This is a genomic window from Aeromicrobium sp. MLTX1, assembly GCF_046452335.1.
Classification (GTDB): domain Bacteria; phylum Actinomycetota; class Actinomycetes; order Propionibacteriales; family Nocardioidaceae; genus Aeromicrobium.
Genome location: NZ_JBKFDN010000001.1, coordinates 1623048 through 1638541 on the forward strand (window position 1 = coordinate 1623048; position 15494 = coordinate 1638541).

A 15494-nucleotide genomic window follows, 5' to 3' on the forward strand; every position below is an offset into this window, starting at 1 on the left:
GTCAGTCCCCGAGGACCTGCGCGTAGAGCTCCTCCACGTGCTCGACGCGGCGGTCCCACAGCGAGACTTCCGCGCTCTGCCGCCGGGCTCCCTCGGCGAGCCGAGCGCGCAGCGCGGGGTCGGCGCACAGCCGGCCGAGGGCGTCGGCCAGGTCGCGGGCCAGCTGCTCGGGATCAGTCACGGGCACCCGGATGCCGCACGCGTCGGTGACGGTGCTCGACGGTCCGCCGCGGTCGCACGCGACGACGGGCAGGCCGTGCGAGAGCGCCTCGATGACGACGATGCCGCCGGCCTCGCGGTAGCTGGGGAACACGAACACGTCGGCCTGCTCGTAGAAGGAGTCCACCTGCTCGTGGGGGACCCGGCCGTGGAACCGGACGAGGTCTGCCACGCCCAGCTCGGCGGCGAGCGCCTCGCAGGCCGCGCGGTCGTAGCCGTCGCCCACGACGTCGAACGTCGCGGTGCCGCGAGGCAGCAGCGCGAGGGCCCGCACGGCGTCGCGCACGCCCTTGGTGCGGATGACGCGGCCGACGAACAGCAGGCGCACGCCCTGCGTGCGGTCGCTCCCTGGCGCGGGGGCCGGCAGCTCCTCGATGCCGGTGTCGCTCATCGTGGTGAACGCGCGCAGATGGATGTCGCCCAGCTGCTCGCGGACGTAGTCGGCGATGCCCACCACGAGCGCGGCGTTCGCGAACGTGGCCCGCAGGCCACGGCTGTGGCGGAGCCGGAACGCGTCGAGCCGGCGCAGGCCCGTGAACCACGGCGCGCCGCCCTCCTCGTCGGCGAACGCCGGCGGCGAGTCGAGGCTGCCGCCGACGGGACCGATCACGTACGGGACGCCCGAGCGGGCCAGCGGCGAGGCGAACCGCAGCGAGACAGGGGTGAGCTGGTGGGCGAGGTCGAACCGCTCGCCCCGCGCGAGGGCCCGCCGGATCCAGCGCCGCGCCTGCCACGCGAACGGGTAGTAGCCCGGGTTCAGCATCGCCTTGAAGCGCTCGTGCCGGCCGATCAGCGGGGGCTCGGTCCACTCGACGACGCGCGCGTGCGGCACGGTCCCGGTGAGCGGCAGCCCGGCACGCTGGCGGTAGCAGAGCACGGTGACGTCGTGGCGCTCCGCGAGCCGGTGGATCCACTGATACGCGATCCAGGCCTCGCCGACGGACTCGGGGTGCGCGGTGGAGACGACCAGCAGGAGGCGCAGCCGACGCGACTCGGGGACGGGCGCGCCGGGATCGGGGCGGTCGGTCATCGCAGCGCTCACCTCGGCCTCGGGGACGGTCGCCACATCGTATCCGCGAGACGCCCTCGGGCGGGCGAATCCGGCACTACGCTCGTGTCATGGCAGACGGTTCACGGCTCGTGCCGATCGCCGGGATCGACCGGCTCCTGGGCGGGTCGATCATCCATCAGACCTTCAGCCCCCTCGACCTCCCCTCGGTCGAGGCGCTGCGCGACGCGTTCGTGCGGCTGGCCGACCACGGCCCCGAGACCCGCGTGGGGTTCGAGCGGGCCGACGCGGACCACTGGCGGTATCGCGGCCCCGCGATCGCCGACCGCGTCGAGGAGATCGTCCGCGAGGTGCCGCAGGAGGCGCCCGAGTCGGCGCAGGAGTGGCTGCTGGCCCACCTCGTCCCGGACCTGCCGCTGCAGTTCGCCGTCAAGGGCGACGAGCTCGCCGCCGTGTTCGACCACGTGCTGTTCGACGCCCCGCTGGCGGCGGCGCTGCCCGCCGTCCTGGTCGCCATGGCTGGCGGTGCGCCCGTGCCCGCACTGTTCGACGGCGTGACGGATCGTCCCGTCTCGACGGCGCTGTGGCACACCTTCGGGCGGCATCCGCGACGGGTCCTCGATCTCGTGCGCGACCGGCAGGACGGCCCGGTCACGTCGGGAGACGTGCCGCGCGAGGACGACCGCGTCCCGCTGGTCGACCCCGGAGGTCTGGGCCTGCGCCGGCACCGCAACTGCGACGCCGCGCAGATGGCCGGCGTGCGGGAGTGGGGCGCGGCGCGCGGCCTCGGGCTGAGCTCGACGCTGCTGCTGCTGACCTCCGCGGCGGTCGAGCAGGCCGGCATCCCGGTCGAGCCCCAGGGCGACCTCGTCGTGGACCTCCGTCGCTACCTGCCGGAGGGCGTGGCCACGGGCGGCAACTTCATCACGGGTGTGTCCGTCCCGGTGTGGTCGGACGGCTTCGAGCCCCGGATGCTCGGCGAGCGGCTCGATGCGCTGCTGCGGTCCGGGCGTCCGCTGGCGTCCGTCGCGATCCGGCTGCTGCGCGCGCGTCGGCGTCCGCCCCAGGTCCCGACCGCGGCCGACACCGTGGCTCGTCCCGTCCGGGCCCGGGTCTCGCTGAGCAATCCCGGCCGGCTGAGGCTCTACGAGCAGATGCCGTGGACGGCGCCGCCGGCCGAGCGACGGGCCGTGCCCGGCACCGAGGGCATCGCCCCCAACGCGATCGGCTTCATCAGCACGTCGGACGCCGGTCGGTTCCGGCTGGCCGTGTCCTTCCGCGGTGACGTGTTCGACGCCGCGACCGTGGACGCGGCGCTCGACCTGATCTTCACGGACCCGGTGGCGGTCCTGGACGCGATGCTCTGACCTGGCGCGCCCAGCGCCGGCGCAGCCGACGCCCGACGGCGCGTCGCACCACGCGGAACGGGTGCGGGACGGTGGAGCCGGTGGGCACCAGCGAGGGGTCGGGACGGCGTGGCTCGAGCACGACGATGCGGTGGACCGCTCCCGCCATGCCCAGCAGCAGGAAGTACGTGCCCATGGTCATCGGGAACGCGAAGGAGTCGAACAGCGCCATGCCCGTGGCGCCGGCGGCGATCGCGGCGAGCAGGGACAATCCGAGGTCGCGGGTGTCCTCGTCCTCGGCGAGCAGGCGCACGCGCAGGGAGACCCACAGCCCCGCGAGCGCGAGCAGCAGGAACGCCGCGGTGCCCACGAGTCCGATGCTGACCATCAGCAGCAGGTACTGGTTGTCGAAGATGCGGTACTTCGGCAGGAACGAGCCGAGGCCGCGCCCGAACGCCGGGGACTGCGTGATGAACGCCCACGCGATCTCGTAGCTGTCGGTGCGCGAGGTGATGCTGGGGTCGGTGCCGACGTTGCGGAACAGCGACTGGATCGTGCCGAACAGCCGGGGCACGGCGGCGAACAGCACCACGGCCATCGCCAGCGCGCCGGCCAGGAACAGTCGCCGCCGCTGGCGCGGCCAGCCGATCACCAGCACGGCGGCGGCCACCGCGGCGCTCACGTACGCCGATCGCGAGAACGTCAGCGCGATCGTCACGCCCACCATGAGCGTGGGGACCCACTGCAGCAGCCGGCGGTCGTGCGTGGTGTGGAACGCCGCATGCAGCGTGAACGGCAGCAGCATCGCCATGATCACGCCGTACTCGATGGGGTGCGTGGCCGTGCCCGACGGGCGGATCGTCTCGCCGCGGGTGAAGATCTGGAACTCGGCGGCCGACAGGCCGGGGATCGAGATGCGGTTGATGATCGGGTCGCTCGTGACGACCTGCATGAGTCCGAGGAACGCCATCAGCCCGCCGGCCCAGGCCAGCGCCGTGGCCAGCGTCCGGGCCCGCTCCATCGTCGAGATGCCGTCGTGGGCCACCAGCAGCGTGCCCGACCACGACAGCGTCACGGCCATCGCCACGTTCACGGGACTGATCTCGTCGAAGTCGATCGGCCGCGACATCGCGACGACGTAGGTGATCGCGACACAGCCGACGAAGCCGAAGAGGGCCCGGCGCACGGGCAGCACCTCGCGCGGGTTGCTCTGGCTGGTGGTGCGGCCCACCTGGTAGAGCGCCCAGCCGCCCAGGCTCACGAGGCCGACGAGCATCGAGGGCGAGCCGGCGCTGCCGAGCGCGGGGACGACCAGCCGGGACGGGATCGCGTAGAGGATGGTCAGGTAGAGCAGCAGCCACGTGACCGAGTCCATCCGCGCGGGGGTCCGGACGGTCGAGCTCATGGCGGGGTGAGGCTCCGCGTGGTCTCGGCGGGGCGCTCGTCCTCGGGCTCCCACTCCCGGGCGGGCTCGGCCGCGTCGTCGGACGCGGTGGGCTCGGTGCCCTCCTGCTCGGTCTCGGCCTCCGCGGCGGCCTCGGCCTCGCGGCGGCGCTTGGCCGCACCGAGGCGACGGGCCAGCGCGTCGATGCCGGCCGTGGCGCCGGCGGTGATCGCCAGGCCCACGGCCACGGCCGCGACGAGGGCGCGCGTCGTGGCCCGGGTGACCGGGGTGGCGTCGAGGTCGGCGGCCAGCTGCATCGAGGTGATGGAGTCGCCCTTCGGCACGTCCTGCTGGCGCTGGAGATCGGCCAGGGCCTGCGGAGCCGCGGCCAGGACCAGCTCGAGGGTGTCGATCGTGGCCTTGGCGGACTGGGCCGAGACCTGCACCAGCACGACCGGGCCGCGCATCGTCGGGTCGGTGGAGACCTCGTAGAGCGCGTTCGGCTGCTCGGCGACGATCTGCTCGCGGACCTCGTCGCCGTTGAGGCGCGCGACCACGAGCGACGTCGGGACGTCGAGGTTGTTCAGCTGCAGGAACGGGTTCTCGATGCCCTCGCCGCTGACCTGGTCCTCGGGCGGGAGCAGCAGCACCGTGCCGCTGGCCTCGTAGACGGGCGGAGTGGACGTGTACGCGACGTAGCCCAGCACTCCGGTGAGGAGCAGGCCCGCCACGACGACGTACCAGCGCCTCAGCACCGTCCTGACGACTTCTACCAGCATGGATTCCCCAACGGTCTCGTTCCCCGACTGCCGCACGAAGACCCCGTGCCGGCCGTCGTCCCCCCATCGTAACGAGGCATGCGTCACGTGGGGCGCTTTCTCATCCGGGGGACGGAGGCCGTCGTTCCGGGCGGTTCGGGCCGTGCCCCGTGTCAGACTGGGCGGACACGCGGACGGTCGGGCCGCGGACGAGGAGTGACGTGGTCTTCTGGGACGTGCTGGTGGCGGCGGCTCGCCGCTGGTACGTCGTGTTCCTGGGACTGATGGTCACCTACGTCGCGATCGCGGCCGTCGAGGCGCGCCAGGACGTCTACTACCTGCGCGGCCAGGCCGTGTTCGTCGCGCCGGCCAGCCAGGTCTACCCCAACAAGCTGCGCGTCAACGCCGCCGACCTCATCACGGTCGCCGGCATCGTGGGCAAGCGGATCAACGGCATGGAGGCGCTGCCCAAGACGGCGTCGTCGGCGGCCACCATGGTGGGTCGCGGCGTGCGCGACGGCGTGCTCATCACGCTGCCCGACAACGGGGTCCAGTGGGCGCCCTACTACGACACGCGCGCCCTCTACATCGAGGTCGCGGCGCCCGATCCCGACACCGCCCGTGAGCGCCACCGCGCGGCCCTGGCCGAGATCGACGCGGAGCTCAGGGAGCTGCAGGACGAGCAGGACGTCGCGGCCAACGAGCGGGTCACGATCGCCCCGTCGCCGGAGTCCCCGGCCGTCTACCGCCTCGGCGGGCAGCCGATGTTCGCCAAGATCATGACCCTCGCGATCGGCGGCGGCATCACGCTGACGATCGTGGCCGCCCTCGAGCGCCGCGCCCAGCGCCGGCGCAGCCCGCAGACGACCGCGCCCGCCGAGCGCGAGCTCGTCAGCAGCAGCTGAGGCTCGGCGCGGCGGGCGCGGTCGGTCCTGCTTCGGGTCAGCCCCGGAAGCCCAGGCACGAGAGCGGACGCTTGGACGCCCAGGCGCCGGTGCCCTCGTTGTAGCTCACGTACTCGTTGCCCGCGCCCCACGTGATCCCGCCGCTGCAGGACTGGTTGTGGCTCGGCCCGTAGTACCAGGAGTCGTCGACGACCTTGAGGTTCCGGACGGTGCCGGGGGTGTCGAGCCGGAAGACGAAGCCGCCTCCGGACACCAGCACCTTGTCGATGTCGGCGCTGGTGTTGCCCTGGGTCGGGTAGAAGAACGCCGAGTTGCCGATGCAGTACGGCGTCGGGTTCAGCTTGAGCACCGAGTTGCGCACGGTGACCTTCGGGCCGTTGTAGCCCTGCAGGGCGTCGCCGTGCCAGTCGATGCCGCTCCCGGCGCGCTCGCAGCCCGCGTAGGCGTTGACGTTGACGAACGTGTCCTCGACGCGGACCTCGCCGCAGCCGTAGTCCTTGCCGCCGACGCGCAGGCCCTCGGACGGACCGTCGATCTTGACCCGGCGAGCGGTGTAGCCGCCGAACTGGATCGCGGGCTGGCCGATGTCGGTGCTGCCGCGCAGGATCGTCGTGTCCTCGATGACCAGGCCGTTGGAGCACTGGCGGCTGAAGACGTTGTTGACCTGACCGCTGCTGATCTCGACCCGACGGACCGTGACGTTGTTGGCCCGGATGTTCAGGTTGCCGTTCACGATGCGCAGGTCCTGCACCACGGCGCCCGCGGTGGTGACGTTGTAGTCACCGTTCACGGTGGTCCGCGGCGACCAGCCCGACGGCGTGCCGGTGGAGGCGCGGGTCGGGAAGTTGGCGCCACCGGGTGCCGTGGTCGGCGCCGTCGTCGGCTCCGTGGTGGGGCTCGTCGTGGGCGACGTCGTGGTCGGCTCGCTCGTCGGCTCCGTGGTGGGGCCGGTCGTGGGAGCCGTGGTCGGTGCCGTGGTGGGCTGGCTCGTGGGTGCCGTGGTCGGGCCCGAGGTGGGGCTCGTGGTCGGCGGGGGCGTGGTCGGCCCCTCGCCGCCGGTCGAGACCACCACGTCGACGTGGTAGTTCGAGGCCCGGTAGGTGCGGGTCGGGAAGTTGCCGAGCCGGCCGCTGTAGACGCCGGCGTTGGGCTCGGCCTTCAGGACGCCGTTGCTGATCGACCGGGTGAACTGGCGCTGGTCCTGGGGCTGGCGGCCCTGGGGCGCGGAGTACGACACGATGTAGTCGTCGCCCGGCTCGAGCTGCACGGGGGAGTCCAGCTGCACGGTGTCGAGGCCCGTCTGGCTCGACGGCTCGAACGTCACGGTCGACAGGGCGCGGCCGGTGGACGACCAGAGCGTCGCGATCGTGCCCGCGTTGAGCGTGTGGTTGCGGTACACCTGGATCGCCTCGGCGTACGCCGGGCTGGTGACCTGGAACTTGAGTCCGACCTCCCACGGTCGGGAGTCGCCCAGGGCGCGTGGGCGCAGGTCGTCGGGCAGCAGACTCTGGGTCTGCTCCGCCGCGGACGTGCGCTCCGTCGCTGCGAAGAGGGCTGGGGTGGTGAGGGTGACGGCGAGCAGTGCCATGACGAGACTGCGTCGCGAGAGGGTGAGGTTCCGCTTGGCCGAGATCCTGCGGTGCTTTCTGGGGGAACGATGGGTCAACGGCATGAAGTTAAGCCTTGTGAATAGGGGCTTGGTCGCGCCAACCCTTGCATGGTGCGACACGGCGATGCAAGCGGAATGACGGGGAGAACGGGCCGTTCCGTGTTACCCGAGTGCTTCAGGATGCAGGAGGGATCGGGCCGCGCGAGAGCACGAAGCGCTCCAACTCCTCCCGTGTGACCAAGTCCACATAGTTCGTTCTGACGGGTCCGGTATGGTGCGTGCTACCCAGTAGGGCCTCCCAGACTCCGACGTAAGCCTCCGACTGTGGTTTCCAGTCCAAGTGGGTCGCGACCCGATCGCGGGCCTCTCGGGCCAGCCTGACGCGCAGTTCGGGGTCGTCGAGCAGTCGCTCGACGGCATCGGCGAAGGCGCCCAGATCGCCCGATTCCACGAACAGACAGGTCTCACCTGCCGAGACGCGGGTCTCCACGAGGTCGAACGAGACGGTGGGCAGCGCGTACGCCATGTACTCCATCGTCTTGTTCATCGTGGAGACGTCGTTGAGGGGCGTCTTGAGGTCGGGACACAGGCCCACGCTGGCGGCGCTGAGCTGGCGCGCGATCTCGGGCGGACCGACCCGGCCGGTGAACGTCACGACGTCGTCGAGCCCCAGCTCGGTGCTGCGCCGGCGCAGGTCCTCGTAGCAGTCGCCGAAGCCCATGAGGACGGCGTCGACGTCGGTGCGGCCGCGGCGGTGCACGAGCTCGTCCATCACGTCGAGGACGGTCTCGACGCCGTCCTGCGGGCCCATGATCCCCAGGTACGCCAGGGTGTGCCGGGTCCGGTCGGCGTCCTCGGGCAGGTGGATCGGGCGCATCGTGGAGGTGTCGGGGCCGCTGCGCACGACGGTGACGTCGGCGGGATCGAACCCCCCGCGCTCGATCGCGATCCGCTTGTACGACTCGTTCGTGGAGATGACGTGGGTGGCCGTGGCGTACGTGCGGCGCTCGAGCCAGCGCAGGAAGCCCAGCTGGAGGCGGCCCATGAGGGAGGTCGGCTCGCCGAAGCGCGAGAGGAACAGCTCGGGGTTGAGGTCGTGCTGGTCGAAGACGAAGGTCACGCCGCGACGCCGCCACAGCCGCGCCAGCGCCCAGTACGTGTCCGGCGGGTTGCAGGCTTGGATCGCCTGGAAGGGGCGCTCGCGCCACACCTTGAGCGACAGCCGCGCGGTGCGCAGCCACGAGTAGACGAACTCGACGAGGTAGCCCAGCGCGCCCGAGGCCTGCGGCGCCGGCCGGTACTTGTGGATGCGGACGCCGTCGAGGGTCTCCGCGGACGGGTCGCCCGGGCCCTTCGGGCAGATCACGCTGACGTCGAAGCCGGCGGCGATCAGCGCCCGGCACTCCAGCCACACCCGGCGGTCCAGCGGGACGGGCAGGTTCTGGACGATCACGAGGACGTGAGGCCGGGGCGCGGACGCGTGCGACATGGGCACCAGCCTAGGGAGTCCGGGACCCCGTCGTGGGGAAACCGCGGCGGTCGTCGGGCCCGCTCCGAGGCGGTACCGGAGGCCCCGCGCCGGTGCCATACTCCTGCCATGACGACAGAGCAGGCACCTCGGCGGACCCCACCGGTCGTCGTCACGCCGCCCACCGGGTGGGACCTGTCCTCGTGGCAGGGCCTGGTCGACATCGTCCGCGAGGACATGGCGTCGCACGCCCGCGGCTGGCTCGTCCCGGCCAAGCACATGCTCGCGGTGCACCGCTTCGGCGAGTGGGTCCACGCCCCGCAGCGCGGGCTGCTCGTGGGCCGGCTCGGCCGCATCGCCTACAAGCTCGTCAACGCGGCCTACGTCCGGAACGTCCTCGGGTTCGAGGTCAGCCACGACACCGCGATCGGGCGCCACGTCGTCTTCGTCCACCAGAACGGCGTCGTGCTCCAGCCCGGCGCGGTCATCGGCGACGACTGCATGATCTACCACGGCGTCACCCTCGGGCGGCGCTGGGAGCCCGACCACGCCGAGGCCTACTACCAGCCTCCGCGCATCGGCCGCGGCGTCCACCTGGGCGTCGGCTGCGTGGTGATCGGAGCGGTCAGCGTGGGCGACGGGGCGAAGGTCGGACCCAACGCCGTCGTCGTCACCGACGTCCCGGAGGGCGGCAGCGTCGTGTCGCCCCCCGCCCGGTCGCTGAGGCTGCGATGACGGCTGCGTCGTTCGCCGACCTCCTGCGGCTGGCGGACGACCCGGAGCGCGTCGCGGTGGTCGACGGCGACGTCACGCTGACCCGCGGCGAGCTGTACGACCGCGCCCGCGAGCGGGCGGCGCTGATCGAGCGCTCGGTCCCCGAGGACGAGCGCGTGGCGCTGTCGGGCACCGGGCACGAGGCCGTGGTCGACCTCGTCGCGGTGCTGCTGGCGGGGCGTTCGCTCGTGATGCTGCCGCGCCCCACGCCCGAGCGCACGCGCGAGCTCGCCGCCCGCTCGCGCTGCCGCCTCGACCTCGCCGCCGGCGTGCTGGAGCCGTTCGGCGTCGAGCCGTCCACCGACCCGCGCCACCTCCCCGGCGACGGCATCGCCGACACGGGGTCGCCCGAGGCGCTGCTGCTGTTCACGTCGGGCACCACCAGCGAGCCGAAGGGCGTGCGCCTGTCCGCGCGGAACGTGGCCTGCAACGTCACGGCGGTCGACCAGGTCGTCGAGCCGTGGGACCCCGACGCGGACGTGCTCGGCTTCGTTCTCGACCCCACGCACTCCTACGGCTTCTCGATGGTGCTGCTGGCGCTCATGCGCTCGGTGCCGCTGCTGATGACCGCGGGCACGCTGCCGTCGCGACCGCTGGCCGAGCTGCTCGACCGGCACCGCGTCACCGTGCTGCCGTGCGTCCCCTACTACCTGCGCCTCGTCGCGCGGCGGTTCACGCTCGGCCAGGACTTCGCGCCGCACCTGCGCACGCTGCTGCTGGCCGGGGGAGGGGTCTCCGACGCCGCACTCGCCGAGCTGACCTCGGGCTTCGACGGCGGCACGCACCTCATGTACGGGCTGACCGAGGCCACCGCGCGGGTCGCGGTGCGCCCGCCCGCGAGCGCCGCCCCGGCCGACTCGGTGGGGCTGCCGCTCCCGGGCACCACGGTCGACCTCGTCGACGAGGACGGCCACGTGGTCACGGGGCGCGAGGGGCGGATCCGGGTCACGGGCCCCTCGGTCTTCCTGGGCTACCTCGGCGACCCGGTGCGCGAGCCGGGCACGCCGCTGGTCACGACCGACCTCGGACGGATGGACGCGCGCGGCCACCTCACGGTGACGGGCCGGCTCGCCGAGATGATCAACTTCCGCGGCAACCGCGTCTCGGCCGTGGCGGTCGAGGCCGACGTGGCTCGGGTCGACGGCGTCGCCGGCGCGCTGCTGCTGGCCGACGACACAGTGGAGGACGCCCAGTGCTCGCTGTTCGTCGAGCTCGCGCCGGGCGTGGAGCGCGACGGCCTCACCCGCCGGATCCTGGCCGCGGTCGAGCCGCGTGGACTCGTGCGCGAGGTGACCGTGGTCGAGCGGCTCGAGACCACCCGCACCGGCAAGCTCGTGCGGCGCCGGCCCGTGCCGGCGCCCGAGGCCTGACTCAGAGCGACGTCAGCAGGTACTCCGCGTAGAGCGCGCGGCGCGTGTAGAGCTCGAAGAACTTCTCCACGTCCGACGTCGACAGCCCGAGCCGCTCGGCCGTGGCGCCGGCGTCCTCCTTCTGGTCCCACGCGAGCCACAGCTCGTCGTTCGTGCGCACCGAGGTGCCGTAGAAGTACTCCTCCTGGCTCTGCGGCGCGCTGAAGGTGTCGGTCGTGGGCGGGCGCTGCTGGACGGACTCGGGCACGCCGATGTGCGCGGCCACCTCGTACACGTGCGACTTCAGCAGGTGGCGCAGCGGGAAGACCTCACCGCAGCCGTCGCCGTGCTTGACGTAGAAGCCCTGGTCGAGCTCGAGCCGGTTGGAGGTGCCCACGACGATCTGGTTGCGCTCGTCGGCGATCCGGTAGGTCGAGAGCATCCGGATGCGCTGCTTCTGGTTCGTCGCGGCCATGATCGTCAGGAAGTCGCGGCCGCCCAGGCGGTGCATCGTCTGCTCGCCGCCGCGGATCACGTTGAGGCGGAACGACTGGAGCTGCTCGTCGTTGCCGAGGGCGGGGTCGAACTCGACGGAGTAGCGGTCGCCCGCGTCGGCGTCGAACTCCGGCACGATCCGGCGCACCACCGCGAGCCGGTCGTCGTAGCAGCCGAGCGCGTCGAGCGGGGCCGTGATGTCACGGTGCAGCAGCTCCACGCCGAACGCGTCGGCGACCTCCTGGGCGTAGCCGACGGTCTCGCCCGAGCTCTCCTTGTCGGGCAGCGTCAGCGCCACGACGCGCTTCGGCCCGAGCGCCCGGACCGCGAGGCCGAGGCACGCCGAGGAGTCGATGCCGCCGCTGAGCGCGACGATCGCCCCGGTGCGGCGGAAGTGCCGGGCCGTGTCGCGGATCGACGAGACCAGCAGGTCGGTGGTGGCGGCCACGTCCTCGAGGTCGATCCGGCGGCTCAGTTCCTGGATGTCGGTCATGCGGTTCCCCTTCGAAGGTCGGCGCTCGCGTCCGCGAAGCCGTAGGTCTGGACGAGCATCTGCGTGCTGAGGATCCACACGAGCGCGAGGTCGTCGTGGAAGCTCGTGCGGCTGCGCTGCGTCTTGTCGATGAGCCACGCGACGCGGCGCGGGTCGAGCACCTCGGTGTCGGCCACCGCGTCGGGGGACAGGTACCGCTCCAGCAGGGCGCGTCCGGTGGGGGAGCGGAAGACGCCGCCCTCGGGCGCGGTGTACGGCTGCTTGACCCGCTCGGTGACGGCGGGTGGCAGCTGGTCGCGCACGGCCTCCTTCAGCACGAGCTTCTCGTTCAGCTCGTGCAGCTTCGACGCCTCGGGCAGCGTCAGCGCGAAGTCGATGACGTCCTCGTCGAGGAAGGGGTAGCGGCACTCGACGCTCTGTGCCATGAACGGGCGGTCACACTGCGTGGCCAGCAGGGAGGTGCCCAGGAAGTAGGTGGCCTCGAGGTACTGGGCGCGCTCCACCGTGGACCAGCCGTGGAACGCCTCGGGCAGTCGCTCGCGGACGCGCTCGAGCGTGCCCTCCAGCGAGACCTGCTCGCGCAGCGGCTCCGCGAGGTACTGGGTGATGCGGAACGCCGCGCTCCAGCGGTGCAGGTGGGAGAACACGGGGTCGTCGTGCTGCTCGAGGCCGCGCTCGTAGAAGGCGCGTCCCGCGCCGCGGCCCAGCTGCTCCTGGTGCGCGAGCGCCTTCTCCAGCAGCCGCGCGAAGGCGGGGGAGTCGGGGTCGGCGCTCCACTGGTCGCGGATCGAGGCCACCTTGAACACGTCGTAGCCGCAGAACAGCTCGTCGGCTCCCTCGCCGCTGAGCACGGCCCGCGAGCCGCTGTGCTTGATCCGCTCGGCGAGTGCGATGGAGGAGCCCGGGGCCGTGCGCATGAGCGGCAGCTCGGCGTGCCGGGTGATGAGCTCGAGGGCGCGGGCCACGGCCTCGTCGTCGCACACGATCGCGTCGTGGTGGGTGCCGAAGTGCTCCGAGACCATCGCCTGGAAGGGCGCCTCGTTGAGTCCGTCCTGCGTGAACTGGATGGAGAAGCTGTCGATCCGCTGCTCGGGCCGGATCGCCCGCAGCGCCGCCAGGACGGCACTGGAGTCGAGGCCGCCCGACAGCAGCACCGCGGGGTCGCCGTACTGGGGCACGCGGCGCTCGACCGCGGCGGTGAGCAGGCCGAGCAGCTCCTTGGCCTGGTCGTCCACGGGACGGTCGTCGCGCTGGTCGGCGAAGGCGAAGCTCCAGTAGCGGGTCACCGTCTCGCGGCCCTCGTGCGACGCGACGAACGAGCCCGCCGGGACCGAGGACACGCCGTGGAAGGCGGTGCGTCCGGGGTGCAGGCCCCACAGGACGCCGGCATCGACGATGTCGGGCAGGGACATCGGGGTGCGCAGGCCCGCGTCGGCGAAGGCCTTCACCTCGGAGGCGAAGACCAGCTCGTCGGCGGCCGTGCGGGTCCAGAACAGCGGCACGATGCCCAGCCGGTCACGTCCCAGCAGCAGCCGGCGCCGCTCGTCGTCCCAGAACGCGATCGCGAACTGGCCGCGGAAGCGCGCGAACGCGTCGGTGCCCCACTCCATGAGGGAGTGCAGGACGACCTCGGTGTCGCCCGCGGTGCGGAACGAGTGACCGAGCGCCGAGAGCTGCGCGCGCAGGTCGGCGAAGTTGTAGACCTCGCCGTTGAACGACAGCAGGTAGCGGCCGGCGTCGTCGGCCATCGGCTGGCGCGAGGTGGGCTTGTCGACCAGGGCCAGCCGGACCGTGCCGAAGTGCGCCGGCCCCGAGCTGGTCGAGAGGCTCTCGTCGGGGCCGCGGTGCGCGATGCTGGCGAGCATCCGCTCGACCGACCGCAGTCGGTGGGCGTCGTCGTGGGCCGCCGGTGCGACGATCCCCGCAATTCCGCACATGGAGGGTCCCGGTGCGGATCAGCTGTGCTGCACGATGAAGTCGACGACGGAGTCGACGGACGCGAAGGTGGCGCGCGTCTCCTCCTCCGCGGCGAGCGGGCGACCGATGCGGTCCTCGACGAAGACGGCGACCTCGGCGATGCCCAGGGAGTCCAGGACGTCGTCGACCAGCGGCGAGTCGTCCTTCAGCTCCTCGGGATCGAGAGGGATGAGCTCCCCCAGGATCAGGTCGCGCAACTCCTGCACCAACTCGTCTCGCGTGGCCATGGGTACTCCTCATCTCCGCAACCGCTGGTGTTCCACCGAGTGTCCCCCGACCTCGGTGTCACCGGACAGTACCAGTCGAATAACGCTGAATTCTCGGGTTCTGGGCAACCGTGGGACGGTACGATCTGGGGTACCGGACCACGTATTTTCACAGGAGTCACACGGCTCTCCGCTGATACCCGCCGACGGGAGGAGATTCCATGGCGAGGAGATGGATCGCGGCCGTCGCGGCGGTCGCAGCCGTGGCGCTCGCGGCCGGCGTCGGCATCGCGGTGGCGGCCGACGTCGAGGACGTGGCCGGCGAACCCTTCACCCCTGCCGAGGCGAGCGAGGCCGACGTGAGAGCTCTGGAATCGACCAAGGTCTTCTTCGCCCACCAGTCCGTGGGCGACGACGTGCTGCGGGGGCTCGCCCTCGTGCACGACCGCGAGGGGCTGCCGCAGCCGGCGGTCGCCGAGGCCACGAGCGTGGCCGGCCCGGGCGTCACCCACATGCACGTGGGCACCAACGGCGACCCGATGGGCAAGATCGAGGAGTTCGACTCCGTCGTCCGCTCCGGGGTCGGCGACGAGGCCGACGTCGTCGTCTTCAAGCTCTGCTACGTCGACCTGTGGGCGACCACCGACCACGAGAAGGTGTTCGCGGCCTACCGCGACACCCTCCGCTCCCTGCAGGAGGCGTACCCCGACACCGCGTTCGTGGCCACCACCGAGCCGCTCACCACCCGCCGCAGCTGGAAGGGCTGGGTCAAGAAGGCGATCGGCCGCGACGACGGCCTGGCCAACCAGCACAACATCGCCCGCGAGCAGTACAACCAGCTCGTGCGCGCCGAGTTCACCGAGCCGGGCGAGCTGTGGGACATCGCCGCGATGCAGTCCACCACCCCGTCGGGCGACCGCGTGGCCGCCGTCGAGGACGGCCAGACCTTCTACTCCCTCTACGACGGCTACGCCCGCGACCCGGGCCACCTCAACGAGGAGGGCAGCGTCGTCGCCGCCGAGAGCTTCCTCGCCGCGGTCTCGGCCGCCACCGCCCGGTGACCGACGCCGTGGCCGTGACGTGCGGCGTCGACATCGTGTCCGTCGCGCGGATCGCCGCCGCGGTCGAGCGGTCGGGCCAGCCGTTCCTGCACAAGTACTGGACCGAGGACGAGCTCCGGTACTGCGACGGCCGGCCCGAGCGGCTCGCCGCGCGCTGGGCCGCGAAGGAGGCGGTGATGAAGGCCCTCGAGGGCGGCTTCGACCGCTTCGACCCGCTGACGATCGAGGTGCGGCGCGACGACGGGGGAGTCCCACGGCTGCACCTCAGCGGTGCCGCCGCCGAGCACGCACGCGACTCCGGCCTCGCGTCGTGGTCCCTCTCGCTGTCGCACGAGCGCGAGCACGCGATCGCGATGGTCACCGCCGTCCGGCGGGCGCCGGGTCCGGCCCCGTCCTGAGGATCGCCCGGCGGGTCCCGCGCGGGTCCTGCCCGTAGGCTTG

General features: G+C 72.3%; 14 protein-coding genes. 6 read left to right on the forward strand and 8 right to left on the reverse strand.

The features are described 5' to 3' along the window. Position 1: 1 nt before the first annotated feature. The gene (locus ACK99Q_RS07760; protein WP_410185571.1) at positions 2–1285 is read right to left on the reverse strand and encodes a glycosyltransferase family 4 protein; all 1284 of its coding nucleotides are present in this window, start codon (positions 1283–1285) and stop codon (positions 2–4) included. A gap of 53 nt (positions 1286–1338) precedes the next feature. Between ACK99Q_RS07760 and ACK99Q_RS07765 the strand changes: the two genes are divergently transcribed. Beyond that, positions 1339–2595: a hypothetical protein gene (locus tag ACK99Q_RS07765; protein WP_410185572.1), complete on the forward strand. Its 1257-nt coding sequence runs from the start codon at positions 1339–1341 to the stop codon at positions 2593–2595. Here ACK99Q_RS07765 and ACK99Q_RS07770 read toward each other — a convergent pair. Together ACK99Q_RS07770 and ACK99Q_RS07775 are read right to left on the reverse strand one after the other, a co-directional pair. After that, the gene (locus tag ACK99Q_RS07770) at positions 2558–3979 is read right to left on the reverse strand and encodes an O-antigen ligase family protein (protein ID WP_410185573.1); all 1422 of its coding nucleotides are present in this window, start codon (positions 3977–3979) and stop codon (positions 2558–2560) included. The two genes, ACK99Q_RS07765 and ACK99Q_RS07770, sit on opposite strands and share 38 nt — an antisense overlap. After that, positions 3976–4737 carry a hypothetical protein gene (locus ACK99Q_RS07775; protein ID WP_410185574.1) on the reverse strand — a complete coding sequence of 254 codons (762 nt, stop codon included), beginning with the start codon at positions 4735–4737 and terminating at the stop codon, positions 3976–3978. The genes ACK99Q_RS07770 and ACK99Q_RS07775 overlap by 4 nt, the downstream gene beginning before the upstream one ends. Before the next feature lie 200 nt (positions 4738–4937). Here ACK99Q_RS07775 and ACK99Q_RS07780 point away from each other — a divergent pair, with 200 nt between their 5' ends. Continuing rightward, positions 4938–5621, forward strand: coding sequence for a hypothetical protein (locus tag ACK99Q_RS07780; RefSeq protein ID WP_410185575.1), 684 nt, complete (start codon positions 4938–4940; stop codon positions 5619–5621). 37 nt (positions 5622–5658) lie between these two features. On the opposite strand, the gene ACK99Q_RS07785 is transcribed toward ACK99Q_RS07780, so the two are convergent. Together ACK99Q_RS07785 and ACK99Q_RS07790 are read right to left on the reverse strand one after the other, a co-directional pair. After that, a complete protein-coding gene (locus ACK99Q_RS07785) occupies positions 5659–7209 on the reverse strand; it encodes a DUF4082 domain-containing protein (RefSeq protein ID WP_410185576.1) in 1551 nt (516 codons plus the stop codon). A gap of 196 nt (positions 7210–7405) precedes the next feature. Continuing rightward, a complete protein-coding gene (locus tag ACK99Q_RS07790; RefSeq protein ID WP_410185577.1) occupies positions 7406–8719 on the reverse strand; it encodes a glycosyltransferase family 4 protein in 1314 nt (437 codons plus the stop codon). A 108-nt stretch (positions 8720–8827) separates the two neighbouring features. On the opposite strand from ACK99Q_RS07790, the gene ACK99Q_RS07795 reads away from it, so the two are divergent. Together ACK99Q_RS07795 and ACK99Q_RS07800 are read left to right on the forward strand one after the other, a co-directional pair. Next, a complete protein-coding gene (locus tag ACK99Q_RS07795) occupies positions 8828–9433 on the forward strand; it encodes a serine O-acetyltransferase (RefSeq protein WP_410185578.1) in 606 nt (201 codons plus the stop codon). Continuing rightward, the gene (locus ACK99Q_RS07800; RefSeq protein ID WP_410185579.1) at positions 9430–10842 is read left to right on the forward strand and encodes a class I adenylate-forming enzyme family protein; all 1413 of its coding nucleotides are present in this window, start codon (positions 9430–9432) and stop codon (positions 10840–10842) included. Before ACK99Q_RS07795 ends, ACK99Q_RS07800 begins: the two co-directional genes overlap by 4 nt. Position 10843: 1 nt before the next feature. Here ACK99Q_RS07800 and nadE read toward each other — a convergent pair whose 3' ends face one another. From nadE to ACK99Q_RS07815, 3 genes are read right to left on the reverse strand one after another with little or no spacing between them, the layout of a single operon-like run. Continuing rightward, positions 10844–11809, reverse strand: a complete 966-nt coding sequence (gene nadE, locus ACK99Q_RS07805; protein ID WP_410185580.1) for an NAD(+) synthase — start codon at positions 11807–11809, stop codon at positions 10844–10846. Continuing rightward, a complete protein-coding gene (gene asnB / locus ACK99Q_RS07810; RefSeq protein WP_410185581.1) occupies positions 11806–13746 on the reverse strand; it encodes an asparagine synthase (glutamine-hydrolyzing) in 1941 nt (646 codons plus the stop codon). The genes nadE and asnB overlap by 4 nt, the downstream gene beginning before the upstream one ends. Before the next feature lie 18 nt (positions 13747–13764). Beyond that, positions 13765–14013, reverse strand: a complete 249-nt coding sequence (locus tag ACK99Q_RS07815; RefSeq protein ID WP_179423128.1) for a hypothetical protein — start codon at positions 14011–14013, stop codon at positions 13765–13767. 200 nt (positions 14014–14213) lie between these two features. Between ACK99Q_RS07815 and ACK99Q_RS07820 the strand changes: the two genes are divergently transcribed. Further along, positions 14214–15053, forward strand: a complete 840-nt coding sequence (locus ACK99Q_RS07820; RefSeq protein ID WP_410185582.1) for a hypothetical protein — start codon at positions 14214–14216, stop codon at positions 15051–15053. Next, a complete protein-coding gene (acpS, locus tag ACK99Q_RS07825; protein ID WP_410185583.1) occupies positions 15050–15451 on the forward strand; it encodes a holo-ACP synthase in 402 nt (133 codons plus the stop codon). Before ACK99Q_RS07820 ends, acpS begins: the two co-directional genes overlap by 4 nt. The last annotated feature ends 43 nt before the right edge of the window (positions 15452–15494 follow it).